The following is a 24082-nucleotide window of genomic DNA, read 5'->3' on the forward strand; positions in this document are numbered from 1 at the left end:
GTTGCACCGCACCATCCATTGCGGTGTAATGGGGAGGTCAACTCCGCCGGTTCCACTGGGGACCGGCTTGGCGGCCATTTGCCGCCGGCAGCTATTTACAGGAGATCGCCATGGCCGGATCCGGCACCGATCACACGCTTGCCCCGTCCTTGAATCCCTGGACGGCCGCCTATGAATACGCCGTCGATGCCTGGCAGCGCGGCGTGCTTTACGCCGATGTGATGCGCCAGCGCGGCAACCAGTACCACGATCACATGGCCAAGCGCGCGCCCAACGTGCTCAGCATGGAATTCGAACTGGTGCTCGACGGCCGCGAGCTGCCCCGGCCGGTCAATTACGGCCTCTTGCGGATCAAGCCGCCGGCCGGCGTCGAAACGGACCCGATCAAACGCCCCTTCCTGGTGGTGGACCCGCGCGCCGGCCACGGGCCGGGCATTGGCGGTTTCAAGCCGGAAAGCGAGATCGGCGTGGCCGTGCGTGCCGGGCACCCCTGCTACTTCGCGACCTTCCTGCCGCAACCCATGCCCACGCAGACCGTCGAAGACGTGATGATGGCCGAGGCCCGCTTCCTGGAAGAGATCATCGCGCTGCACCCGGATGCCGAGGGCAAGCCCGTCGTCGTGGCCAATTGCCAGGCGGGCTGGCAGATCATGATGACCGCGGCGGTGCGCCCTGAACTCTTCGGCCCCATCATCGTCGCGGGCGCGCCGTTGTCGTACTGGGCGGGCTGGCGCGGCATGAATCCCATGCGTTATGCCGGCGGCCTGTTGGGTGGCAGTTGGCTGACGGCCATGACCAGCGATCTGGGCAATGGCAAGTTCGACGGCGCCTGGCTGGTGCAGAACTTCGAGAACCTGAATCCGGCCAACACCCTGTGGTCCAAGCAGTACAACCTGTACGCCAATGTCGACACCGAGGCCAGCCGCTACCTGAGCTTCGAAAAATGGTGGGGCGGCCACGTCTTCCTGAATGGCCCCGAGATCCAGTACATCGTCGACAACCTGTTCGTGGGCAACCGCCTGGCGACCGCGGGTCTGGTGACCTCCGACGGCATCCGCATCGACCTGCGCAACATCCGCTCGCCCATCGTGGTGTTCTGCTCGAAGGGCGACAACATCACCCCGCCCCCGCAGGCGCTGGGCTGGATTCCCGACCTGTACCAGAACGAGGCCGAAGTCCTGGCCCACGGCCAGACCATCGTCTACGCCATCCACGAAAGCATCGGCCACCTGGGCATCTTCGTGTCCGGCAGCGTGGCCCGCAAGGAGCACCAGGAGTTCACCTCCAACATCGACATGATCGATGTGCTGCCGCCCGGCATCTACCAGGCCGAAATCGCCGACAAGACGCCGGACACGCCCAACGCCGACCTGGCTTTCGGCAACTACGTGCTGTCGTTCGAACAGCGCAAGCTGGACGACGTGCGCGCCATCGTCGACCGCAAGGAAGAGGACGACCAGCGCTTTGCCGCGGTGGCCCGCATCTCCGACATCAACCTGGGCATGTACCGCAGCTTCGTGCAGCCCTGGCTGCGCGCCATGGTCACGCCGCAGTCCGCCGAATGGATGCAGCGCATGCACCCGCTGCGCCTGCCCTACGAACTGATCTCCGACCGCAACCCGGTCATCGCGCCCATCGCCAAGGTAGCCGAACAGGTGCGCGAGCACCGCAAGCAGGCCTCGCCCACGAATCCGTTCCTGGTCGCGCAGGAGATGTTCTCGAACATGATCGAGACCAGCCTGAACATCTGGCAGGAGCTGCGCGATTCGGCCGACGAACGGACCTTCATGAGCGTCTACGGTTCGCCCGTGGTGCAGGATCTGGCCGGCCTGGGCGCCAAGTCCGGCCCGCCGCGCAGGCATCCGGGCGTCTCGCCGGAGCATCGCCGCTTCATGGAAGAACGCGCCGCGGAACTGCGCTCGATGCTGCAGGAAGGCGGACTGCGCGTAGCGGCGATCCGGATGCTGCTGTACGTGTCGGGCGCCGAGGGCGGCCTGGACGAGCGCAGCTTCGCGCTGATCCGCAAGATGCGTGCCGAGGCCGACAACGCCCTGTCGCTGGAGGAATTCAAGGACGTCATTCGCGAACAGGCGCTGATGATGACGCTGGATTCCACCGCTGCCATCCAGGCCATGCCGCACTTGCTTGACGGCTCGTCGGCTGCCGAGATCCGCGCCGGTCTGGTCGCCATGAAGAGCGTCCTGGAAGCGGCCGAACCGCTGAGCGACGCGGCGCGCGAAAGCCTGAACGAAATGGAGCGCATCTTCGAAGCGGCCGAGCGCCGCGCACAGCGCCGCGAACAGGGGAAGGCCGAGCCCTCGCGCGGCGCCGAAGACGCGAAGATGGATGATCCGGTCAGCGACCTGGTCGACAAGGCCGCACAGGTGCCCGGCAAGACCGCCCGGCCGCATCCCGACGCCGCGCGCAAGGCCGTGAATGCGGCGTCCGCGCCCAAGGCTGCGCGCAAGACCGTAGCAAAGACCGCCGCAAAAGCCGCCAATAAAGCTGCCCCTAAAGCCGCCAGGACGCCCGCCAAGCAAGCAGCCAAGCCGGCCGCTCCCGCCACGAAAACCGCGTCCAACGCCGCCAAATCGCCCGCCAAGCGCGCGGCTGCCGCCCATCAACCCGCCAAGGCCTGACAACCATGAGCCTCCCGACGTCCACGCACTACGACAAACTCATCGCACGCGCGCAGACGCTTGAACCGGCCGCGTGCGCCATCGCCCACCCGTGCGACGAGCCCTCGTTGTCCGCGGCGCTGGAAGCGCGCGACCTGGGCCTCCTGCGGCCCATCCTGGTCGGGCCGGAAGGCAAGATCCGCGACACGGCCGCAAAGTTCAACCTGAACCTGGGCGATGCCCGCATCGTGGACGTGCCGCACAGCCATGCCGCCGCGGAAAAGGCTGTCGCGCTGGTGCGCAGCGGCGAAGCGTCGCTGCTCATGAAGGGCAGCCTGCACACCGACGAACTGATGCATGAGGTCGTGGCGCGCACGACGGGCCTGCGCAGCGGCCGGCGCATCAGCCATGTGTTCATCATGGAGGTGCCGACCTATCCCGAGCCGCTCTTCATCACGGACGCGGCCATCAACATCTTTCCGGACCTGGAAACCAAGGCCGACATCATCCGCAACGTGATCGACCTGCATCTGGGACTGGGGCTGGGCGAACCGCGCGTGGCGATCCTGTCTGCGGTGGAACAGGTCACGCCCAGCATCCCCAGCACGATCGAGGCGGCCGCGCTGTGCAAGATGGCCGACCGCGGGCAGATCACGGGCGGCGTGCTGGACGGCCCGCTGGCGCTGGACAACGCCATCAGCCCGGAAGCCGCACGCATCAAGGGCATCCGTTCCCCTGTGGCAGGCGTGGCGCAGGTGCTGATGGTGCCCGACCTGGAAGCCGGCAACATGCTGGCCAAGAACCTGACGTTTCTCGCCAATGCCGAAGCCGCCGGCATCGTGCTCGGGGCGCGCGTGCCGATCATCCTGACCAGCCGCGCCGACAGCCCGCGCTCGCGTCTTGCCTCGTGCGCGGTGGCGGCAATCTACGCCCACCATCTTGCCCAGCAACAGGCCAAACCGCTGGCCTGACGCCAGCTCCCTGCCCCCGGCCCGCCGACGCGGGCTTTCGCGCGACTTGTCCCAACATGGAAGCACACCGCCATGAGCGACACCATCCTCGTCATCAACGCCGGCAGTTCCAGCATCAAGTTCTACCTGTATGACATCGATGCCAGCCACCAGCTCGCGCCCCGGCTGGGCGGCCAGCTCGAAGGCATCGGCACCACGCATCCGCACCTGCGGGTTCGCGACGCGGCGGGCGAGACGCTGGTCGAGCGCGACATTGCGCCCAGCCACGCGCCAGACGTGCCCAACGCGCAGGAGGTCGTGGGCACGTGGTTGAGCGGCCACCTGGGCGGCGCGCCACTGGCCGTGGGCCACCGCGTGGTGCACGGCGGGCCCGACCTGTCCGAGCCGGTGCTGATCGATGACGACATCCTGGCCAAGCTGGACACGTTCACGCCGCTTGCGCCGCTGCATCAGCCCAACAACCTGGCGCCGATTCGCGTCATCCGCGAACGCCGGCCCTGGATTCCGCAGGTGGCGTGCTTCGATACGGCGTTTCACCGCAGCCACAGCGACGTGGCCGACCGCTATGCGCTGCCCGAGCGCCTGTACCTGGAAGGCGTGCGCCGTTACGGTTTTCATGGGCTGTCCTACGAGTACATCGCGCAGCGCCTGAAGCAGGCGCTGCCGGACATCGCCATGGGCAAGATCGTCGCCGCGCACCTTGGTTCAGGCGTGTCGGCCTGCGCCATGCAGGCGGGCAAGAGCGTGGACAGCACCATGGGTTTCACGGCGCTGGAAGGCCTGCCGATGGGCACGCGCCCTGGCCGCCTGGACCCCGGCGTGGTGCTATGGATGATGGAACAGGGCATGAGCCACGACGAGATCGAGCACATGCTGTATCACGACTGCGGCATGAAGGGCCTGTCGGGCATCAGCAACGACATGCGCGAACTCCTGGCCAGCACCGCACCGTCGGCCAAGCTGGCGCTGAAGTACTTCGCCTGGCGCGTGGCCGAAGGCATGATCGGCCTGGGCTGCGCGATGAACGGCATCGATGGCATCGTCTTCACAGCCGGTGTCGGCGAAAACTCCGCCGAGATCCGCCAGGCGATCAGCGAACACTGGGGATGGCTGGGCATCAAGCTGGACCCCGAACGCAACGCCCGCCACGGGCCGCGCATCTCCACCGACGACAGCCGCATCGGCGTCTACGTGGTGCGCACGAACGAAGAGCTCATCATTGCGCAACACACGCTTGCCCTCGTGAGGCAGCAATGAGCGCGCACCTGCCCCTGGCCGGCAAGCGCGGGCTGGTGACCGGCATCGCGAATGCCGACTCCATCGCGTGGGGCTGCGCCAAGGCGTTTCGCGCAATGGGCGCCGAACTGGCGGTGACCTACCTGAACGACAAGGCCCTGCCGCACGTGGCGCCGCTGGCGCAACAGGTGGACGCGCCCTTGCTGATGCCGCTGAACCTCTTGAACGACGGCGAGCTTGAAGCCGTCTTTGCCCGCATCACGGACGAATGGGGCGCGCTGGATTTCGTGCTGCACTCGGTGGCCTACGCGCCGCGCGAGGACCTGCACGGGCGTGTCACGGACTGTTCGCGGGCGGGCTTTCTGCAGGCGATGGACGTGTCATGCTGGTCCTTCATCCGCATGGCCAAGCTGGCCGAGCCGCTGATGCGCAATGGCGGCGCCCTCTTCTGCATGAGCTATTACGGCTCGCAGATGGTGGTCGAGCACTACAACATGATGGGACCGGTCAAGGCCGCACTGGAATCGGCCACGCGCTACCTGGCGGCCGAACTGGGCCCGCAAGGCATCCGCGTCCACGCGATTTCGCCGGGACCGCTGAAGACGCGCGCCGCGTCCGGCATTGCGGAATTCGACACCATGCTGGACCGCGCCCAGGCCAAGGCGCCCGCGCGCAGCCTGGTGTCGATTGACGACGTTGGCGAAGCGACCGCCTGGCTGGCCACCGACGCTGCGCGGCTGATGACGGGGCAGACGCTGTACATCGACGGCGGGTATCACATCATCGATTGAGGCGGGTAATGGCTTGCAAGGTGTCAGACACCTTGGTCATTCGAAGGTCAGCCCAGCGTCGCCGGCCCGCCCTGGCGCCAGCGCTCGATGGCTTCCACCGCCTGTTCAGGACTGACGAAGATCCTGTCCGGCCCGATCTTCTTGACCAGCCCCGAGCGCTGCAGCGCCTCGCGGAACTTGCCGTGGCCGCCCGCGACCAGCAATGAGATGCCGCGCTCGTCCAGGATGCGTTTGAGTTCATACAGCGCCTCGACGGCGTCGGCATCGGCCTGGGTCATGGCTTCGGCGTCCAGCACGAACCAGCGCACGTGGCCCGCCTGTTCGATGACTTCGCGCGCGCGGCGGCGGAACGCGTCCGCATTGAAGAACCAGACCGAGGACTCGAACAGCCAGATCACGGCGCCCTGCACGGGCTGGGCCTGCGGATTCAGGTGCATCTTGCCCAGCACCGTTTCGCCCGGCAAGCGGCCAAGCAGCGCATCGCGGGGATTGCCGGACACATACATGGCATAGAGCAGCGTCGCGCCCACGGAAACCGCGACGCCCTGCAGCACGCCGAATCCCACCACGCCCACGGCCGCCAGGACGCCGAACGCGAGTTCGATCCGAGATATCCGCGCCAGGCGCTTGAAGGCTTGCCAGTCGAACAGGCTGGCCGCGGCGAGCAGCAGGATGGCCGACAGCGCAAACTGCGGCAGCCAAAACAGCGGCTCGCTCAACAGGCCCACCACGACGGCCAGCGCGGCCGCCGCGCTGATGCTGACGAGCGGCGACGACCCGCCGGCCACCAGCCCGACCGCCGTGCGCGAATCGGCGCCCGTCACGACGTAGCCCTGGAACAAGCCCGCGGCCACATTGGCCGCGCCAAACCCCACCAGTTCGCGGTTCGGGTCGACGTGGTCGCCCGTGCGCGCCGCAAAGCTGCGGGCCGTCACGATGCCACTGGAAAAACTGACGACCAGCACCCCCGCCGCGCCCAGCAGGATGCCGTCCACGCCTTCCAGGCTGACGGGCAGATTGAAGGCCGGCAGCCCGGCCGGCACGTCGCCCACCACCGCGATGCCCATCGCCGGGAAATTGAACAGCCAGGAAAGCAGGCAGGTCGCGACCACCAGCAAAATGGGGCCGGGCCACGAAGGCCGCCAGCGTTTGATCGCCACCAGGAAGATGCACGAGGCCAGCCCCAGGAACAGCGTCGGCAGCCGGATTTCGGACAGCCGGTGGGACAGTTCCATGAACGGGTGGATCAGGCCGCTGTTGCGCAGGCCCACGCCCGTCAGGCCGCTCAGTTGCGACGTCGCCAGCGTGATCGCCACGCCGGCCATGTACCCGATCAGCACCGGCCGCGACAGCAGGTTCGCAAGCACGCCCAGCCGCAGGATCCGGGCGATGAGGCAACCCACGCCAACGGTGAGCGCGATGCTGGTGGCGGCCTGCAGCCGCGCCTCGGGTGTGGTCAGCGCCATGCCGGTCAACGTGGCGGCAATGAGGGTGCAGGTGGCGGTGTCGGGACCGACGATGAGCGTGCGCGACGAGCCGAAGAACGCGTAGGCAAGCATGCCCGCAATGGCGGCCCACAGCCCGGCAACGGGCGGCACCCCCATCATGGCCGAATAGGCCAGCCCCACCGGCAGCGCCACCGCGGCCACGCTAAGGCCCGCCGTGATGTCGCGCCGGGCCGAGTCGCGGGTGATGCCCTGGAAGTTGGCCAGGCCAGGAATGACGCGAAGGTTCATGGTGCAGCAGGACGACCTGAAAAAAGGACTCCCACACGACGCGGGACGACCACCAAGCCTAAACCAACTCGCTCAAGGGCGGTGCAAGGTAAATCAATCCGGGTGTCTGACAGCTGCCGAGCGTCAGACACCCGTCAGACCGCTACATCAGCCCGCGGCGCGCGCTTGCAGCACTGCCACGGCGGGCAGGGCCTTGCCTTCCAGGAATTCCAGGAAGGCGCCGCCGCCGGTGGAGATGTAGCCGACCTTCTCGCCGATCTTGTACTTGGCGATGGCGGCCAGGGTGTCGCCGCCGCCGGCGATCGAGAAGCCTTCGGAGTCGGCGATGGCGCGGGCGACCACTTCCGTGCCATTGGCGAACTGGTCGAATTCGAACACGCCCACCGGGCCGTTCCAGACGATGGTGCCGGCCTTTTTGAGGATCTCGGCCAGTTGCGCCGCGGTCTGCGGGCCGATGTCCAGGATCATGTCGTCGTCGGCCACGTCGGTGGCCGCCTTCACGGTGGCCTCGGCGTCGGCGCCGAACGACTTGGCGCACACCACGTCAACGGGAATCGGCACGGCCGCGCCGCGCTTTTTCATGATATCGATGACGGCGCGGGCCTGCTCCACCTGGTCGGGCTCGGCCAGCGACTTGCCGATGGACAGGCCGGCGGCCAGCATGAACGTGTTGGCGATGCCGCCGCCCACGACCAGCTGGTCGACCTTGTCGGCCAGCGATTGCAGGATGGACAGCTTGGTCGACACCTTGGAGCCGCCCACGATCGCGACCAGGGGACGCTTCGGTTCGTGCAGCGCACGGCCCAGGGCGTCAAGTTCGGCTTCCAGCAGCGGGCCGGCGCAGGCCACGGGGGCAAAGCGCGCGATACCGTGCGTGGTGGCTTCAGCGCGATGCGCCGTGCCGAAGGCGTCGTTGACATACACGTCACACAGCGCGGCCATCTTCTTGGCAAGCGCCTCGTCGTCCTTCTTTTCGCCGACGTTCACGCGGCAGTTTTCCAGCAGCACGACCTGGCCGTGATCGACCTTCACGCCATCGACCCAGTCGCGCACCAGCGGCACGGGCATGCCCAGCAGTTCGGACAGGCGCTGGCCGACCTTGGCAAGCGAATCGGCGTCGGTCAAGACGCCTTCTTTGGGGCGGCCCAGGTGGGACGTGACCATCACGGCGGCGCCGGCGTCCAGCGCCAGGCGGATGCCGGGCACCGAGGCGCGGATGCGGGTGTCTTCGCTGATGCGGCCAGCGTCATCGAACGGGACGTTCAGGTCGGCGCGGATGAACACACGCTTGCCGGACAGGGCGCCGGCCTTGGCCAGCGCGGACAGGGTTTGGACCTTGGACATATTTGGATTCCTTCGGTAGGCGAACAAAGGGGACGAACCCATTTTCCGCACTGGCGGAAAATAAATCCGTCCCCTTATGGACTGGCGGAGTGCTTACTTGGCCGACATCAGCGCGACGGTGGTGTCGAGCATGCGGTTCGAGAAGCCCCACTCGTTGTCGTACCAGGACGAGACCTTGACCAGACGGCCCGAGACCTTGGTCAGCGACGCGTCAACGGTGCTGGAGGCCGGGTTGTGGTTGTAGTCGACCGAGACCAGGGGTTCGGTGTTGTAGTCCAGGATGCCCTTGAGCTCGCCTTCCGAGGCGGCCTTCAGGATGCCGTTCACTTCTTCGGCGGTCGTGTCGCGGCTGGCCACGAACGACAGGTCGACCAGCGACACGTTGATGGTCGGGACGCGGATGGCGTAGCCGTCCAGCTTGCCGTTCAGTTCCGGCAGGACCAGGCCCACGGCGGCGGCGGCGCCGGTCTTGGTGGGGATCATGCTCATGGTGGCCGAACGGGCGCGGCGCAGGTCTTCGTGGTAGACGTCGGTCAGGACCTGGTCGTTCGTGTAGGCGTGAACGGTGGTCATCAGGCCGTTTTCCAGACCCAGCTTGTCGTTCAGCGGCTTGACCAGGGGGGCCAGGCAGTTGGTGGTGCACGACGCGTTGGAGATGACGGTGTCGGTCGACTTCAGGACGCCGTGGTTGACGCCGTAGACGATGGTGGCGTCGACATCCTTGCCGCCGGGGGCCGAGATGATGACTTTCTTGGCGCCGCCCTTGATGTGCGCGCCAGCCTTTTCCTTGGTGGTGAAAAAGCCCGTGCATTCCAGCACGACGTCGACCTTCAGGTCGCCCCACGGCAGTTCGGCCGGGTTGCGGTTGGCCAGCACGCGGATCTTGTCGCCGTTGACGACCATGAACTCGCCGTCGACTTCGACGGTGCCCGGGAACTTGCCGTGGGCGGTGTCGTAGCGCGTCAGGTGCGCGTTCGTCTTGGGATCGCCCAGGTCGTTGATGGCGACGATTTCGATATCGTGCTTCTTGCCACCTTCGTAGTGGGCACGCAGGATGTTGCGGCCGATGCGACCGTAACCGTTGATGGCGACGCGAATGGTCATGACTAAGCTCCTTTTTTACAAAACTTGCTTGACGGTCTCGGCCACCTTGTCGGCGGTCAGCCCGAAGAACTTGAACAGGGCGCCGGCCGGCGCGGACTCGCCGTAGCGGTCGATGCCGACCACGGCGCCTTCCAGGCCCACGTACTTGTGCCAGAAGGCGGTGACGCCGGCCTCGACGGCCACGCGCGGCAGGCCCTTGGGCAGCACGGATTGCTTCCAGGCGGCGTCCTGCTTGTCGAAGACGTCGGTGCTGGGCATGGAGACCACGCGCACGGCGATGCCTTCCTTGGCCAGCTGCGCCTGCGCGTCCAGCGCGATGGCGACTTCAGAGCCTGTGGCGATGATGACGGCGCGGGCGCCTTCGGCGTCGCGCAGCACGTAGCCGCCGCGGGCGATGGCGTCGACGGTGGCCGCGTCGCGCTGCACGAAGGGCAGGTTCTGGCGCGACAGCAAGAGGGCCGTCGGGCCGCCGTCATGCACGTCCATGCCGATGCTGGCCGGACGCGTCACGGCGGCGTTCCAGGCCACGGCGGTCTCGGCCGTATCGCAAGGACGCCACAGCGACAGGTTGGGGATGAGGCGCAGGCTGGCCGCGTGCTCGATCGACTGGTGGGTCGGGCCGTCTTCGCCCAGGCCGATGGAGTCGTGCGTGAACACGTGGACGACGCGCTGCTTCATCAGCGCGGCCATGCGGATGGCGTTGCGCGAGTAGTCCGAGAACGTGAGGAACGTGCCGCCGAACGGCAGGTAGCCGCCATGCAGCGCGATGCCGTTCATGATGGCGGCCATGCCGAATTCGCGCACGCCGTAGTTGATGTGGCGGCCGAACTGGATGCCCTTGTCGCCGGCGCGGACGGCACCAACGCCCTTCCAGTCGGTGAAGTTCGAGCCGGTCAGGTCGGCCGAGCCGCCCAGCATTTCCGGCAGCATCGGCGCCAGCGCGGCGATGGCGAATTGCGAGGCCTTGCGGGTGGCGACGGTCTCGCCCTTTTCCAGCGTGGCCGACAGGAAGGCCTTGAACTGGTCGGCGTAGCCCGCGGGCATCTCGCCCTTCATGCGGCGCGTGAATTCGGCGGCTTCGGCGGGGAATTCGGCGGCGTAGGCGTCAAAGCGCTTCTGCCATTCGCCCTGGGCTTCGGCGCCCTGCTTGCGGCCGTCCCAGCCGTCGTAGATGTCTTGCGGAATCTGGAAGGGTTCGGACGACCAGCCCAGCGCGGCGCGCGTGGCGGCGATTTCGTCCTTGCCAAGCGGCGCGCCGTGCACGTTGTGCGTGCCGGCCATGTTGGGCGAACCCTTGCCGATCACGGTGCGGCAGACGATCAGCGTGGGCTTGTCCGACTGCCCACGCGCGGCCTTGATGGCGGCGTCCACGGCAGCGACGTCATGGCCGTCCACGCCACGGATGACGTTCCAGCCGTAGCCTTCGAAGCGCTTGGCGGTGTCGTCGGCGAACCAGTGTTCGACGTGGCCGTCGATGGAAATGCCGTTGTCGTCGTACAGCACGACCAGCTTGCCCAGCTTGAGCGTGCCGGCCAGCGAGCACACTTCATGCGAGATGCCTTCCATCAGGCAGCCGTCGCCGGTGAACGCGTAGGTATGGTGATCGACGAGCGTGTGGCCCGGCTTGTTGAATTCGGCGGCGAGCAGCGCTTCGGCGAGCGCCATGCCCACGGCGTTGCCCAGACCCTGGCCCAGCGGACCGGTGGTCGTTTCCACGCCCGGGGTGATGCCCACTTCGGGGTGACCCGGCGTCTTGGAATGCAGCTGGCGGAAATTCTTGAGTTCTTCGATCGGCAGGTCGTAGCCCGTCAGGTGCAGCAGGGCGTAGATCAGCATCGAACCGTGGCCGTTGGACAGCACGAAGCGGTCGCGGTTGGCCCAGGCGGGATCCTTGGGATTGTGGCGCAGGTTGCCGGCCCACAAGGCTTGGGCGATTTCCGCCATGCCCATGGGAGCACCCGGATGCCCGGAGTTCGCTTGTTGCACGGCATCCATCGCGAGGGCGCGGATGGCATCCGCCAAGGCAAGTTTAGGGGCGGTCGGATTGCTCATTCGGAAGGCTCTTTGAAACTGGCGCGCCTACGACAAGAAATAGGGCCAGTTGAGTAGGTTGCGAAGCAGGTGATTTTAGCATCAGGGGATTTCCCGGAGGCCATCGGCCGGATGCCCTATGTAATCGCGGGTTTCAGGGGGATCGGCAAGCAATGGTAGGCTACGCGTACTCCGTCAGTCCCCTGTCATTTCGAATCCCCTTCCCCATGCCCGCCCCCCGTTTCTACTGCGACGCCCCGCTGGCCGCCGGCGCCCGCATCGCCCTGCCGGAAGCGCTTGCCCATCACGCGCTGCGCGTGCTGCGCCTGCGAGCCGGCGAAACCGTCACGCTGTTCAATGGCCAGGGCGGCGAATACCCCGCGGTTCTGGAGGTCGAGGGCAAGGCCGGCTTTGCCCAGCTGGGCGACTTCAACCCTCGCGAAGCCGAACTGGGCGGACGCATCACGCTGGCCCAGGGCTTGCCCTCGGGCGACAAAATGGATTGGGTGGTGGAAAAGGCCGTGGAACTGGGCGCGGCCCGAGTCAGCCCGATCGCGGCGCAGCGCAGCGTGCTGCAGCTGTCGGGCGCGAGGCTGGAAAAGCGTGTCGGGCACTGGCAGCGCATCGCGCAATCGGCCGCCGAACAATGCGGCCGCAACCGCCTGATGGCCGTGGACGCGCCGCAGTCGCTGGAAGACTGGCTGGCCCAACCCGCCGACGGATTGCGCGTGCTGTGCCACCCGGAAGCCACCGAAGACTTGGCAACCACGCTGCAAGGCGCATCGGATCAGACGTCCATCACCCTGCTGGTCGGCCCGGAAGGCGGCTGGTCGGACAAGGAACTGGAAGCGGCCCGCAAGGCCGGCGTGCGCGCCGTGCGCTTCGGGCCCCGAGTGTTGCGCACCGAGACTGCCGGCCTGGCGCTGCTGTCGGCGGTCAGCGCCCTGCGCGGGTGGTAGGTCAGTCGTTTTCGCCGTAGGGCGCCGCGGCCACGCCGGGTTCGGGATCGGGATGCTTGCCGGCGTGCTCGATCACATACGCAAACACGCGGCCGTTTTCGTGCGCGAAATCCGCCGCGTCGGAGCAGACGGTTTCGATGCGGCCGGCGTCTTCCGCCAAGGCCGGGTCGCCGGAATGCAGGCGATACAGCCACAGCACCACGCCGGATTTGTGGTCCAGCACCGTGTCGCACAGGCAGTCGTAGAGCGCGTCCAGATTGCCGCCGAAGTATTCGGGGAAATCCACCGCCTTGACGATGGCGCGCAATACTGCCGAGCGGCTGCGGCAGGGGTCGCAATTGGCAACAAACAAGGACAGGCCAAGCTCATGCGCGGCGTCCACCACGGCCTTCTTGTCCAGCCCGTCGTGAGCCAGCGCTCCGCCGCGCATCAGCTGCCGCTGCAAACTCGATTGGCCATTGCGCGTCATGCCTGAGCCTCCCTGAAAAAGGCGATCACTTCGTCGTTACGTCGCATCGTATCGGCATAACCCAGTTCGATCAATCGCTTGGTGTAGCCGGCTTCGAACAGCAGGTAGGACATCAGCGCCCCTCCCCCCGGACGGTGTGGATCGGACGATACACCGAGTACGCGGAAAAGCGCACGCGCCTGTGCCGGCATGTCGTGCAAATGCTCAAGCGCCATCAGATCCAGCGACTGGCTGGGGGTGATGGTCAGCACCTCGATGCGGCGCACGGTGGGCGGCACGCCGTTCGGGCCGGCGTGGTCCATCAGGTAGTTGATGCGTTCCAGGCGCTCGACATCCGCGGACAGGCCGTCCAGGAAGATGCTGGACAACGCATGTCCGCCCACCTGCGCCAGCGACGGATACGGGGGCGAATCCTCGCGATTTTCGGGATGGGTGTCGTCGCGGTAGCCGGTGCCGATCACCAGCACGCGGTGCGCGCCCAGGTGGATCGCCGGACTGATCGGCGCCAGCTGGCGCATCGAGCCGTCGCCGCACCATTCGCCCTTGCCATGCACCTGCACCTGACGCGCCGGAAAGACGAAGGGAATGGCCGACGACGCCATCAGGTGCTCGATGCCGATGGGCGTGGGGATCGCCAGCCGCAGGTAGCGGTGCCAGGGTTCGATCGGGGTGTGCGCCTGATAGAACGTCAGGTGCTCGCCGCTGGTGTAGCCCGACGCGGTGATGGCCAGCGCGGACAGCGACCCGCCTTCCAGGTTGGCGCGCAGGTTGTGAAAGTCGAGCACCCGCTCCAGCAGCCCTTGCATGGGGGCATTGTCCAGCAGCGAGTGCGGGCGCTTGCGCGTCAGGCCCGAATACATCCAGCCCAGCGACAAGAGGCCCAGCCATCGCACGCCAGTGCGGATCAGGCCGGGCGCATCGGCCCGGTAGATCATGTCGGTGTTCAGCGACGACCACAGGCGGCGGATGCGCCGCACGCCCAGATGCGGCCGGTCGGCGCGGCAGGCCAGCGCGGCGGCGTTGATCGCGCCGGCCGAGGTGCCGCAGATGATGTCGAAGGGGTTCTGAAAACGGGAATGCCAGTCGGGGTCCAGCAGCTCCATGATGGCGCTGAGCACCCCCACCTGGTACGCGGCGCGTGCGCCGCCGCCCGTCAGGACCAGACCGGTGGGCGTGCGCGGGCACGACCCGCCGGCCGGCTTGACTTCAACGCGGCGTATTGACATCGACCACCGTCATCGCGGTCATGTTGACGATGCGGCGCACGGTGGAGCTGGAGGTCAGGATGTGCACGGGCGCGTTGGCGCCCAGCAGGAACGGCCCCACCGCCACGTTGCCGCCCGCGGCCGTCTTGAGCAGGTTGTACGCGATGTTGCCCGAGTCCACGTTCGGGCACACCAGCAGGTTGGCCTCGCCCTTGAGCGTGGAGGACGGCAGGATGCGCATGCGCAGCGCCTCGTCCAGCGCGCAGTCGCCGTGCATCTCGCCGTCGATCTCCAGTTCGGGATCCATCTGGCGCACCAGCTCCAGCGCACGGCGCATCTTGGCGCCCGATGCCGAACTGCCCGAGCCGAAATTGCTGCGCGACAGCAGCGCGGCCTTGGGCGCCAGGTACATGCGGCGCATCTCGCGCGCGGCGGCCACGGTGAACTCGGCGATCTGCTCGGCCGTCGGTTCGTCGTTCACGTGCGTGTCCACCAGCACCACCGTGCGCTCGTTGAGCAGCAGGATGTTCATGGCGGCGTACACGTTGTGGCCGGGACGGCGGCCAATCACTTCGTCCACGAAACGCAGGTGGTCGTGATACGCGCCGACGGAGCCGCAGACCATGCCGTCGGCATCGCCCAGGTGCACCATCATCGCGCCGATCAGCGTCATGCGGCGGCGCATTTCCACACGCGCCATTTCCTTGGTGATGCCGCGGCGGCACATGCGCTCCCAATACGTCGTCCAGTACTGGTGGAAGCGCTCGTCGTATTCGGGGTTGGTGACTTCGACGTCCTCGCCCAGGCGCAAGCGCAGGCCCAGCTTTTCGATGCGGGTCAAGAGCACCGAAGGGCGGCCCACCAGGATCGGATGGGCCAGGCCCTCATCCACCACCACCTGCACGGCACGCAGCACGCGCTCGTCCTCGCCTTCGGCGAACACGATGCGGGCGGGGCCCCCTTCGCGCACGATGCGCTTGGCCGCCGAGAACAAGGGCTTCATGAACGCGCCCGAGTGGTACACGAACTGCTGCAGCTGTTCCTCGTAGGCTTCCAGGTCCGCCAGCGGGCGCGTGGCCACGCCGCCTTCCATCGCGGCCTTGGCCACCGCCGGCGCGATGCGCACGATGAGGCGCGGATCGAACGGCTTGGGGATCAGGTATTCAGGGCCGAACGAAATGTCGAACGTGCCGTAGGCCGCGGCCACGACTTCGTTCTGCTCTTCTTCGGCCAGATCCGCGATGGCATGCACCGCCGCCATTTCCATCTCGCGCGTGATGGTCGTGGCGCCCACGTCCAGCGCGCCGCGGAAGATGTACGGGAAGCACAGCACGTTGTTGACCTGATTCGGGTAGTCCGACCGGCCCGTGGCCATCACCACGTCGTCGCGCACGCCGTGCGCCACTTCCGGCAGGATTTCCGGCGTGGGGTTGGCCAGCGCCAGGATCAGCGGACGCGGGCCCATGGCGGCAACCATTTCCGGTTTCAGCACGCCGCCGGCCGACAGGCCCAGGAACACGTCGGCGTCCTGGATCACTTCGGCCAGCTTGCGGGCGTCGGTCTTTTGCGCAAAACGCGCCTTGTCCGGGTCCATCAGCGTGGTGCGGCCTTCAAAAACCACGCCCTCGATGTCGGTGACCCAGATGTTTTCCAGCGGCAGGCCCAGGTCCACCATCAGGTCCAGGCACGCCAGCGCCGCGGCGCCCGCGCCGGACGTGACCACCTTGACCTGCTTGATGTCCTTGCCCACGACCTTCAGGCCGTTGATGAAGGCCGCCGACACGCAGATCGCCGTGCCGTGCTGGTCGTCGTGAAAGACCGGAATGTTCATGCGCTCGCGCAGCTTGCGCTCGACGGTAAAGCATTCCGGCGCCTTGATGTCTTCGAGGTTGATGCCGCCAAAGGTGGCTTCCAGGCCGGCGATGATCTCGACCAGCTTGTCCGGGTCGGTTTCGTTGATTTCGATGTCAAAGACATCCAGGCCGGCGAACTTCTTGAACAGCACGGCCTTGCCTTCCATGACGGGCTTGGAGGCCAGCGCGCCGATGTTGCCCAGGCCCAGCACCGCGGTGCCGTTGGTGATGACGCCCACCAGGTTTCCGCGGGCCGTGTAGCGGTACACGTTGGCCGGGTCGGCCACGATTTCCTCACAGGCCGCCGCCACGCCGGGCGAATACGCCAGCGCCAGATCGCGCTGGTTCGTCAGTTGCTTGGTCGGCGTGACCGAGATTTTGCCGGGGCGCCCGTGCTCGTGATATTCAAGGGCGGCTTTGCGAAGGTTGGCATCCATAGGGCGGCTACTGGCTAGAGTTTGTGACACGAAAGAGGGAGGAATTCTATTCCCATGCCGGGCGGCGCGATACGCGGGCCTCGCGCTTTCTTGACGTCGAGCGCCGAAATCTTACAGTAAGCTGAACGTTTTTCAGACTTCCGGCCACTGGAATTCCGGGAAGCAGCCGTCCGGGTCGAACAAAGTCTTGACCCGTCCGTCCAGCCGGACGGTGGCCAGCCCAGGGGCCGCCGGCCCGGGGCGGGAAGCGGGCTCGTCCGCGGCCTGAGCGTCGATGCCAGGCGGCACATCGGTTAACACGGCGCCTTGCAACCAGGCGAGCGTGCCGCCGTGGCCCAACAGCAATTGCGCAAGATTGACGGTGGCCGGCGCCTCGGGCTTGAGCGCATCCAGCCGGTAGCGGCCCAGCCAGTGATAGCCGTCGTTGGTGGCGAACGCATCGCCGCCGGAGGCCAGCTGGAACAGCGCGGGCACCAGGCGCTGGACGGTGGCCGAGCGCAGCGGCTGGACATCGGCCTCGCCAAACGCCCCCAGCGTTTCCTCGACGCCATCGGCCAGCAGCACGTCCGCCGCCGCAAGGCCCGAGGCCGCGCAATGGCCCGCCGGCCAGGCAGCCGGCGCCGCCACCCATTGAGCCAGCGTCATGTCGCCCGGCAACCCGGCAAATTGCCGCAGCCCGGCGCTGGCCAGCTCGGCCAAGGTCACCCCCGGCTGCGCGTGCCAGCGGGGCGTGTCGCCCGCCAGCCGCGTCAACCCGGTCAGCAGCACGGGATCGACCCGCAGGCGGGGCCGCGCCGAGGGCGCGAACGGTCCTGCCGCGCCCTCCAGTTCCAGGACCACCCGGTATTCGGCGCACAGTTTGCGGGCCTGCGTGACGTCGGCGTCGCGGACGGGCGTCAAGACGGCGCATGTGCCGTCGGCCCCGCCCTCGCCCAGGTCGCGGACCTTGCCCTGGCACACCAGCGCCAGGCGTTGCACGAAGGCCGCCCACGGCGTCTGGACGGGCCGACGTCCCAGGAGGAAGGCGCGCCGGGATGGCTGCATGACTACAATTCCTTTTTTGCTAGATGACGCTTTCGAGATTCCGATGCCCCGCCTTGCCACCCGCACTCACGATTTCCTGACGTTCCAGGTGATGGAACTGTTCAAGCAGGCGCAGGCGCTGCAGGCGGCCGGCAAAGACATTATCAGCCTGGGCATCGGCGAACCGGACTTTACCGCGCCCCCTCAGGTCGTGGAAGCGCTGGACCGCGCCGCGCGCGCGGGCCTGAGCGGCTACAGCCCGGGCGCGGGGATCGCCCCGCTGCGCGAAGCCATCGCGCAGTTCTACCGCGACCAGTTCGGCGCCGCCATCGATCCGCGCCGCGTCATCGTCACCGCGGGCGCCTCCGGCGCCCTGACGCTGGCTTGCGCGGCGCTGGTCAACACGGGCGGCGAGGTCCTGATGCCCGATCCGTCCTATCCCGCCAACAGCAATTTCGTGCTGGCCGCGGGCGGCATGCCCCGCCTGATTCCCAGCACGGCCGACAAGCGCTTCCAGTTGTCCGCCGACGACGTGGCGCGCCACTGGACGCCGGCCACGCAGGGCGTGATGGTGGCCTCGCCCAGCAATCCCACCGGAACCTCGATCGCCCACGGCGAACTGGCCGAGCTGCTGGCGCAGGTGCGCGCCCGCGACGGCTTTGCCATCGTCGACGAAATCTATCTGGGGCTGTCCTATGACGGCCAGCCGCGCTCGGCCCTGACGCTGGACGACGACGTCATCGTCATCAACAGCTTTTCCAAATACTTCCACATGACGGGCTGGCGCCTGGGCTGGATGATCGTGCCGGGCGACATGGTCGCGCCGGTGGAAAAGATTGCCTCCAGCCTGGCGATCTGCGCGCCCACGCTGGCCCAGCACGCCGCGCTCGCCTGCTTTACCCCCGCCGCGCTGAAGATCTTCGAACACCGGCGCGAGGCCTTCAAGCAGCGACGCGACTACCTGCTGCCGCAATTCGAACGCCTGGGCATCGACGTGCCGGTCAAGCCGGACGGCGCCTTCTATATCTATGCGGATATCAGCAGCCTGGGCATGGACAGCGCCGCGTTCTCGCAGCGCCTGTTGCTGGAAGCCGGCGTGGCCGCCGTGCCGGGCCTGGACTTCGGACCCGCGCATGCGGCGCACACGATGCGGTTTTCGTATGCCACGGGCCTGGATCGCCTGGAAGAAGCGGTGGCCCGGATGGGCGTGCTGCTGCAACGCTGACCCAATGAAAAGGCGCGCCCTTGCGGAGCGCGCCTGTTGGCAAAGGGGGCCAGGGATCAATCGCGCGCCAGCGCGATGCCCGATGCCAGCGCCAGGCGCCGGCGTTCCGCCTGCACCTTCGCGCCGTAGCCGTTGTCGTCCGGGCCGGTGGACCCCACGTAACACGCCAGGCCGCCGTCCACGGAACCGCGGCGGTTGATGCAGTCGCGCAGGATCGTGGCGCCCACGCCGATGTTCGCGGCCGGGTCGAGCGGATTCTTGCCGACCGCGTCGAACTTGTCCTGGTGCACGCTGGTCATGACCTGCATCAGACCCTGCGCACCCACATGGCTTTCGGCCAGCGGGTTATAGCGCGATTCGATGGCGATCACGGCCAGGACCAGCAAGGGGTCGAGCTGCTTTTCGCGGCTGACCTTGTACACGGTGTTCAACAGCGGGCCGGTCGCGTCATACGCGACCTTGTATTTGCGCGAGATATAGTTGCGCAGTGCTTCCGCCTGTGGCCCCGTGGCCGCCGAAGCGGTTTTCTTGGGCGCGGGCGGCGCGATTCGGGCCGGCTCCAGCATGCCGGTGGCGTTGCTGATGGGGGCGGCGGGTACGGCCATGGCAATTGCCGACGACGTGTCGGCACCCAGTTCGGAGCCGGCTTCGGATTCGGAGCTGGCCTGCATGGATGAAGGCGCGAGGGCGGTCAACAAGGCTTTGTGCACTTGCAATGCCTGGTCGCGCAAACCAGGCAGGGCGAATCCCATGCTTACCGTCACAATGACCGCAATGCCCAGATAGACAGAGCAAATGCGCAGGGATTCGGCAAGATATTGGTGCACTCCTTGGGCCATGTTCCTGAACAGGCTGGCCACTGACGCATCGGGCATAAAACCTCCTGCGTAAAAAAGAGGGAGTCAATGTTAACCTCTCTTTGAACCTGAAATGTAACCAAATCGCTGGGATCTGTAGTGAAATACCGCGACCTTAGAGACTTCATCGCCCAACTTGAACGCATGGGCGAGCTCAAACGCATTGCCGCGCCGGTGTCGACGCAGCTTGAAATGACGGAGATTTCCGACCGCGTGCTGCGGGCCGAAGGCCCCGCCCTGCTGTTCGAAAACCCCCGCCACAACGGCCAGCCCGCGCAGATGCCGGTGCTGGCCAATCTGTTCGGCACCCCCGCGCGCGTGGCGCGCGGCATGGGCGCCGACGACGTCAGCGCGCTGCGCGACATCGGCGAACTGCTGGCCTCGCTGCGCGAGCCCGAGGCGCCCAAGGGCCTGCGCGATGCGCTGGCCAAGGTGTCGATGTTGAAGTCCGCGCTGTGGGACATGAGCCCCAAGAACGTCAAGAGCCCCGCCTGCCAGGAAATCGTCTGGGAAGGCAAGGACGTGGACCTGACGCGCCTGCCCATCCAGACCTGCTGGCCGGGCGACGTGGCGCCGCTCTTGACCTGGGGCCTGGTGATCACGCGCGGCCCCAACGCCAAGCGCCAGAACCTGGGCATCTACCGCCAGCAGCTGCTGGGGCCGAACAAGCTCATCATGCGCTGGCTGTCGCATCGCGGCGGCGCGCTGGATTTCCGCGACCACGCGATCGCCAACCCCGGCACGCCCTTCCCCATCGCCGTGGCGCTGGGCGCCGACCCGGCCACCACGCTGGGCGCCGTCACGCCGGTGCCGGACAGCCTGTCCGAATACCAGTTCGCGGGCCTGCTGCGCGGTTCGCGCACCGAAGTCGCGCAGGCGCTGGGCAGCAATTTGTCCGTGCCGGCCTGGGCCGAGATCGTGCTGGAAGGCCATCTGCTGCCATCCTCGGACCCGCGCGCCATCAAGCCCGTTGTCCCCGACGGCGTCAATCCGCCGCCCGACACCGGCTACGAAATGGCGCTGGAAGGCCCGTACGGCGACCACACCGGTTACTACAACGAGCAGGATTGGTTCCCGGTCTTCACGGTCGAGCGCATCACGATGCGCCGCAATCCCATCTACCACTCCACTTACACCGGCAAGCCGCCCGACGAGCCCGCGGTGCTGGGCGTGGCGTTGAACGAGGTCTTCGTGCCGCTGCTGCGTCGCCAGCTGCCGGAAATCGTGGACTTCTACCTGCCGCCCGAAGGCTGCAGCTATCGCCTGGCCGTGGTGTCGATCCGCAAGCAGTACGCGGGCCACGCCAAGCGCGTCATGTTCGGCCTGTGGAGCATCCTGCGCCAGTTCATGTACACCAAGTTCATCGTGGTCGTGGACGAAGACATCAACCCGCGGGACTGGAAGGAAGTGGTCTGGGCGATGACCACCCGCATGGACCCGGTGCGCGACACGCTACTGGTGGAGAACACGCCGATCGACTATCTGGATTTCGCCTCGCCGGTGTCCGGCCTGGGCGGCAAGATGGGTCTGGACGCCACCAACAAGTGGCCGGGCGAAACCAACCGGGAATGGGGCACGCCCATCACGATGGACGCCGACGTCAAAAAACGCGTGGACGACATGTGGGGGCAGTTGGGGCTGTAGCCGGCTGCACCGCGCGCAAATAACAAAGCCCCGAGCGGGGCTTTGTCTTTTTCAGAAGGCGTCAGTTCAATCGCGTTCCGGATCATCATCCTGGCGCATGCCGCGCACAGCCTTCAGGATCTGCCAGCCCACGAACGCGCCGCCGGCAAGCTTGAGCAGTTTGCCCCGCTTGCCGCCACGCATGAACATGGCGGACAGCGACGAACTGATGATGGGGTAGCGCCGCGCCAGCGTGATGGCCTGCAACGCCCAGCGGGACGCGCCGCCCGATGCCAGGCCCGGCAGCATGCCGCGGATGAGCGCGCTGGGTTCCAGCCTGCGCCCGGCCGACACGATGTTCTGCGCCAGCGACTCGCGCTCGATTGCCGCGCGGGCGCGCAGCAGTTCGATGCGCACGGCGCGGTCGACGGTGGGAGATCGTTTGTGCATGACTTAGAACCCCTCGCGCCGGCGCACCGCCGTCTCGTCGTCGGCTTGGGCTTCGCGCACCCTGTCCAGCAACTCCGCATCGCGGCCCAGCTCTTCGAGCGTGGCCGAGAACGGCGCCGGTCCGTAGACGAGTCCGTGGCGCACCACCAGCAGCAGCACCACGCCAGCAACACCATAGAACCCCGCGAGCAGGCCAAGGGCCAGATAGCGGTCTTCCGTGGGCCAGAACGCCACGGCGATGGTGATGGTGGCCACCAGCACCGCCAGCGTCAGAAATAGCAGGGCCGCAAACGCCAGGCCCAGCAGCTTGAGCAGGCGCGCCTTTTCGTCCGCGGCTTCAAGAGCCAGCAGCTCCAACCGCGTGCGCATCAGCCCGACCAGGCTGGAGGCAACACCGAATACAGTTTTTCTTAGACCCATGGCTGAAAGAACGCCGGGCGGCAGGCAGCGGCGCATTGCCGTGCCTGCCGCCCGGACATCCTGCCCTGTCAGCGGCGGCTGATCAGCAAGCCGAGCAGCAGGCCGGTCACGCCTGCCACCCCGATGGCTTGCCAGGGATTGTCGTGCACGTAGTCGTCCGTCGCGCGGGCAGCCTTGCGGCCGCGTTCGAGAACGGCGTCTTGCGCTTCGTACAGCGCCTCACGCGTGCGCCGCAGCGACGTCAGGGCGCGGTCGCGCAGTTCGTTGGCCTTGTCGCCGGTGCTGCTGGCGGCTTCGCGCAGCAGGCTTTCGGCGTCGTTCAGGCTGGTCTTGACACTGTCGATCAGTTTTTCTTTTGCGACGTCTTCGGATTTTCTCGTTGCCATTTTCTGAGCTCCTGTTGTGTGTCCATGACGAGACGATGATACCAGCGGCCACGCGGGCGCAAACGCCCGCTTGCTACCGGGTGCTACTTGATCTGCGTAATCTCAACGGCGGACCTCACGCCGCCCTGGTCGATGTCCTGCTTCATCACCAGATTCACGGCCGGGCAATACCAATCCGTGACCGTCGTGTTCATGCCGGGAATGGGAATGGTCAGGCCCTGGAACGTGGCCATCGTGGGATCCGAATTGCGGGTATAGGTGATCGGGTGGCACGACTGCTTGCCCAGCGCGGTCGTCAGCGCGGTCTTCTGGCCGACGGTTTTTTCGCCGATGCGCACCGTGGTGCTGGGCTGGCCGCCAACGGGCGCTTCCTTGCCGATCTTCAGGCGAAACGACGAGCCGGGCAGCTTCTGGCCCGAAGCCAGTTTGCCGTCGTAGGCAAAGAGGCCCAGCATGCGCAGGTCGAACTGGCCTTCGGAGGGTTTGGGCGCTTCGCCGGCGGTGGCGTAGCGCAGGAAGGTGGCCTGGCCGCCCTTGACCGTCATCAGGTAATCGAGCTTGGACTTGCCGGGCGGCAGGCCTGCGTAGCTGAACGTGGCCAGGCCCTGCACGCGCGCGCGGCAGTTGTCGCCATTGCTTTTTGTAACCTCGGCAAAAGTCAGGTCGGCGCCCAGCGCCAGATTGCCCGTGCCGGTCAGTTGGACCGAGCCGCCGTCGTGCATGAATTGCGCGTCGCACACGCCGGCCTGCACCGAGGCGGCCGCGCCCAACGCGCCGGCCGCTAGAACCAGGGATGCCATTTTTCGCATCGTCGTCACAAGCCACTCCAGAAAACGGAAAATGCCGTCCCCGCCTTGAGGGACGGCTGGCTTGATACTACACCGGTTGCCGCGCGCGGCGTATGTCCGAACGTGTCGTCACGCAAGCGCCGCCGCCGGGGCGCGCGTCATCAGCGACCTGATCTCCGGCACACACGAGCCGCAACCGGTGCCGCAGCCCAGCGTGTCCTTCAGCGCCGCCAGGTCGCAACCCTGCTCGATGCCCTTCAGGATGGCCGCTTCGCTCACGCCGTTGCAGACGCAAACCGTGCGGGAGCGCGCCGCGCCCGCGACGCGTCCCATTAGCAGCGCCGCGGTGCTTGCCGGCGCCTCACCGCCTGCCGCCCAGGCCAGCAACGCCTCCTGCGCGCGCAGGTCGCCCGTCAGCAAAAAGGCGCGCAACACGCCCTGCCCGGCCGCGACCCGGCGCAGGCAGCCGCGCGCGGGATCGTCGTACGCGACCTCCGGGCGCCGCAGGTCCAGCGCGTCGGCCAGCTCATGCAGCACGGCGGCATCCGACGCGACG

General features: G+C 67.0%; 21 protein-coding genes. 7 read left to right on the top strand and 14 right to left on the bottom strand.

Features of this window, described 5'->3' with window-relative positions; genetic code table 11:
* Positions 1 to 110 precede the first annotated feature (110 nt).
* The 4 genes from HV786_RS17205 to fabI all read left to right on the top strand — a co-directional run bounded on the left by HV786_RS17205 (position 111) and on the right by fabI (position 5616).
* On the top strand, positions 111 to 2639 hold the full coding sequence (locus HV786_RS17205; RefSeq protein WP_128828122.1) for a DUF3141 domain-containing protein: 2529 nt from the start codon (positions 111 to 113) through the stop codon (positions 2637 to 2639).
* Between the two features lie 5 nt (positions 2640 to 2644).
* Entirely contained in the window at positions 2645 to 3589 is a 945-nt protein-coding gene (locus tag HV786_RS17210; protein ID WP_128828121.1) for a phosphate acetyltransferase, read from the top strand.
* Between the two features lie 72 nt (positions 3590 to 3661).
* The gene (locus HV786_RS17215) at positions 3662 to 4846 is read left to right on the top strand and encodes an acetate/propionate family kinase (protein WP_175211340.1); all 1185 of its coding nucleotides are present in this window, start codon (positions 3662 to 3664) and stop codon (positions 4844 to 4846) included.
* On the top strand, positions 4843 to 5616 hold the full coding sequence (fabI, locus tag HV786_RS17220) for an enoyl-ACP reductase FabI (protein ID WP_056326656.1): 774 nt from the start codon (positions 4843 to 4845) through the stop codon (positions 5614 to 5616). Before HV786_RS17215 ends, fabI begins: the two co-directional genes overlap by 4 nt.
* 47 nt (positions 5617 to 5663) lie before the next feature.
* On the opposite strand, the gene HV786_RS17225 is transcribed toward fabI, so the two are convergent.
* From HV786_RS17225 to tkt, 4 genes are all read right to left on the bottom strand, one after another.
* Positions 5664 to 7352 (bottom strand): SulP family inorganic anion transporter, encoded by a 1689-nt coding sequence (locus tag HV786_RS17225; RefSeq protein ID WP_128827313.1) that lies wholly within the window; start codon positions 7350 to 7352, stop codon positions 5664 to 5666.
* A gap of 147 nt (positions 7353 to 7499) precedes the next feature.
* Positions 7500 to 8696: a phosphoglycerate kinase gene (locus tag HV786_RS17230; RefSeq protein ID WP_128827312.1), complete on the bottom strand. Its 1197-nt coding sequence runs from the start codon at positions 8694 to 8696 to the stop codon at positions 7500 to 7502.
* Positions 8697 to 8789: 93 nt separating this feature from the next.
* Positions 8790 to 9800: a type I glyceraldehyde-3-phosphate dehydrogenase gene (gene gap / locus HV786_RS17235; protein ID WP_056326654.1), complete on the bottom strand. Its 1011-nt coding sequence runs from the start codon at positions 9798 to 9800 to the stop codon at positions 8790 to 8792.
* 15 nt (positions 9801 to 9815) lie between these two features.
* The gene (gene tkt, locus HV786_RS17240; RefSeq protein WP_175211342.1) at positions 9816 to 11852 is read right to left on the bottom strand and encodes a transketolase; all 2037 of its coding nucleotides are present in this window, start codon (positions 11850 to 11852) and stop codon (positions 9816 to 9818) included.
* 206 nt (positions 11853 to 12058) lie between these two features.
* Between tkt and HV786_RS17245 the strand changes: the two genes are divergently transcribed.
* Positions 12059 to 12790 carry a 16S rRNA (uracil(1498)-N(3))-methyltransferase gene (locus tag HV786_RS17245; RefSeq protein WP_128827311.1) on the top strand — a complete coding sequence of 244 codons (732 nt, stop codon included), beginning with the start codon at positions 12059 to 12061 and terminating at the stop codon, positions 12788 to 12790.
* A gap of 1 nt (position 12791) precedes the next feature.
* Here the strand turns inward: HV786_RS17245 and HV786_RS17250 are convergent, their stop codons facing one another.
* From HV786_RS17250 to HV786_RS17265, 4 genes are all read right to left on the bottom strand, one after another.
* The gene (locus HV786_RS17250; RefSeq protein WP_056326651.1) at positions 12792 to 13259 is read right to left on the bottom strand and encodes a barstar family protein; all 468 of its coding nucleotides are present in this window, start codon (positions 13257 to 13259) and stop codon (positions 12792 to 12794) included.
* On the bottom strand, positions 13256 to 14485 hold the full coding sequence (locus tag HV786_RS17255; RefSeq protein WP_254599488.1) for a patatin-like phospholipase family protein: 1230 nt from the start codon (positions 14483 to 14485) through the stop codon (positions 13256 to 13258). Before HV786_RS17255 ends, HV786_RS17250 begins: the two co-directional genes overlap by 4 nt.
* Entirely contained in the window at positions 14466 to 16754 is a 2289-nt protein-coding gene (locus tag HV786_RS17260) for an NADP-dependent malic enzyme (RefSeq protein WP_175211344.1), read from the bottom strand. Before HV786_RS17260 ends, HV786_RS17255 begins: the two co-directional genes overlap by 20 nt.
* Before the next feature lie 132 nt (positions 16755 to 16886).
* Positions 16887 to 17798, bottom strand: coding sequence for an FAD-binding protein (locus tag HV786_RS17265; protein ID WP_175211346.1), 912 nt, complete (start codon positions 17796 to 17798; stop codon positions 16887 to 16889).
* A gap of 43 nt (positions 17799 to 17841) precedes the next feature.
* On the opposite strand from HV786_RS17265, the gene HV786_RS17270 reads away from it, so the two are divergent.
* Positions 17842 to 19002 (top strand): pyridoxal phosphate-dependent aminotransferase, encoded by a 1161-nt coding sequence (locus HV786_RS17270; protein WP_175211348.1) that lies wholly within the window; start codon positions 17842 to 17844, stop codon positions 19000 to 19002.
* A gap of 56 nt (positions 19003 to 19058) precedes the next feature.
* Here the strand turns inward: HV786_RS17270 and HV786_RS17275 are convergent, their stop codons facing one another.
* Positions 19059 to 19877, bottom strand: a complete 819-nt coding sequence (locus HV786_RS17275; protein ID WP_128827310.1) for a lytic transglycosylase domain-containing protein — start codon at positions 19875 to 19877, stop codon at positions 19059 to 19061.
* A gap of 81 nt (positions 19878 to 19958) precedes the next feature.
* Here HV786_RS17275 and HV786_RS17280 point away from each other — a divergent pair, with 81 nt between their 5' ends.
* Positions 19959 to 21503: a UbiD family decarboxylase gene (locus HV786_RS17280; RefSeq protein WP_175211350.1), complete on the top strand. Its 1545-nt coding sequence runs from the start codon at positions 19959 to 19961 to the stop codon at positions 21501 to 21503.
* A gap of 66 nt (positions 21504 to 21569) precedes the next feature.
* Here the strand turns inward: HV786_RS17280 and HV786_RS17285 are convergent, their stop codons facing one another.
* The 5 genes from HV786_RS17285 to HV786_RS17305 form a co-directional block, all read right to left on the bottom strand.
* Complete coding sequence (locus HV786_RS17285) at positions 21570 to 21932, bottom strand: hypothetical protein (RefSeq protein ID WP_056326640.1); 363 nt, start codon at positions 21930 to 21932, stop codon at positions 21570 to 21572.
* A 3-nt stretch (positions 21933 to 21935) separates the two neighbouring features.
* Positions 21936 to 22352 (bottom strand): phage holin family protein, encoded by a 417-nt coding sequence (locus tag HV786_RS17290; protein WP_056326639.1) that lies wholly within the window; start codon positions 22350 to 22352, stop codon positions 21936 to 21938.
* A 68-nt stretch (positions 22353 to 22420) separates the two neighbouring features.
* Positions 22421 to 22738 carry an ElaB/YgaM/YqjD family protein gene (locus HV786_RS17295; protein WP_056326638.1) on the bottom strand — a complete coding sequence of 106 codons (318 nt, stop codon included), beginning with the start codon at positions 22736 to 22738 and terminating at the stop codon, positions 22421 to 22423.
* 83 nt (positions 22739 to 22821) lie between these two features.
* On the bottom strand, positions 22822 to 23547 hold the full coding sequence (locus HV786_RS17300) for a hypothetical protein (protein ID WP_175211356.1): 726 nt from the start codon (positions 23545 to 23547) through the stop codon (positions 22822 to 22824).
* A gap of 108 nt (positions 23548 to 23655) precedes the next feature.
* Positions 23656 to 24082: (2Fe-2S)-binding protein (locus tag HV786_RS17305; RefSeq protein ID WP_175211352.1), on the bottom strand; the 427-nt coding region annotated here is incomplete at its 5' end.

The organism is Achromobacter mucicolens (assembly GCF_902859725.1).
In the GTDB taxonomy this organism is placed as follows: domain Bacteria; phylum Pseudomonadota; class Gammaproteobacteria; order Burkholderiales; family Burkholderiaceae_B; genus Achromobacter; species Achromobacter mucicolens.